This is a genomic window from Vibrio sp. Vb1026, assembly GCF_033338745.1.
GTDB lineage: Bacteria > Pseudomonadota > Gammaproteobacteria > Enterobacterales > Vibrionaceae > Vibrio > Vibrio alginolyticus.
The window spans coordinates 1-1,145 of sequence record NZ_JAWOTH010000158.1 but is presented as its reverse complement, the minus strand read 5'-3'; the positions used below and the strand labels follow the sequence as shown (position 1 = coordinate 1,145).

Below are 1,145 nucleotides of genomic sequence, written 5' to 3'. Positions count from 1 at the left end.
CAGCCTGTGCAACTTTTGCATCGTTCACGTAACGGTTGTTTGGCGCAATCATAGTTAGGGCAAAGCCGTTCTCGTAGCCCGCTTCTTTCATCAGCTCTTTAGCTTTCTTCAGATCGTAGCGAGGAACCAGTTTTTCGTTGTGGCCAACGTAACCCGCAGGGCTTTGCTGACCAGCAGCTGTCGCGAAGCCTTTCATGATTTTCTTCACGATGCCTTCGTTGTTGATCGCATGCACGATAGCTTGACGAACGCGCACGTCTTTCAACGCTTCATTGCTGTTTTGGTTCATTTGGAACGTGATGATTCGCGTACCAGGTAGTGTCACGAGATCGATGCCTTTCGCATCTTTCACACGTTGGTGATCGTTTGGCGCTACTGGGTGAATCATATCGACGCCACCAGAAAGAAGCGCAGCCACACGAGTCGCGTCTTCTTTGATTGGTACTAGCGTTAGCTTATCAACGTTACCTTTCGACGCTTTATCCCAGTAATCTTTGAAGCGTTCAAATTCCACTTTTACGCCTTGTTCACGTGATGTCACGATGAATGGGCCAGTACCGGAAACGTGAGTCGATGCAAATGAGTTACCGTGCTTCACTAGCTCAGACTTGTCTTTGCCGTCTTCTGTCTTACCTGAGTAGAACTTGCTGTCCATAGGGAAGATGTACGTCGCCGTTTGCAGAACAAGTGGGTATGGGCCTTTAGTAACCAAATCGAACGTGTAGTCATCCACTTTTACGATTTTCTCGTACGGGTCGAAGATCGCTTTAAAGTCTGGAGAGCTTTGTAGACGCTCAAATGTCCACACCACATCATCCGCTGTTAGCGAGTTACCAGAGTGGAACTTCACGCCTTCACGCAGTTTGAAGCGTACCGTTGTGTCGTTAACACGTTCCCAGCTTTCTGCTAGACGAGGTTCGAAGTCCATTGTTTGAGTGAAACGAACTAGAGGGTCAAATACCATGTGTGACATTTGCAGTGTACCGCCAGACAATTGCTCATGCGGGTCAAGCGATACTGGGTCAGCAGCGTAGCCAACTTTAATATCTGCTGCTAGCGCATTAAAACTAAGGCCCGCAGCCATTAGCGCCACTGCTAATTTGCTTTTCATGGTTTTCATTTGCATAACTCCTTCATGCGGGGAT

The 1,145-nt window shown here is 48.1% G+C and carries 1 protein-coding gene; it reads right to left on the bottom strand.

Going from position 1 to position 1,145, the window contains the following annotated elements; translation table 11 throughout:
- A partial coding sequence (locus R7E47_RS24965) for an ABC transporter substrate-binding protein (RefSeq protein WP_318085460.1) occupies positions 1–1,120 on the bottom strand: 1,120 nt, incomplete at its 3' end.
- Positions 1,121–1,145: the final 25 nt, after the last annotated feature.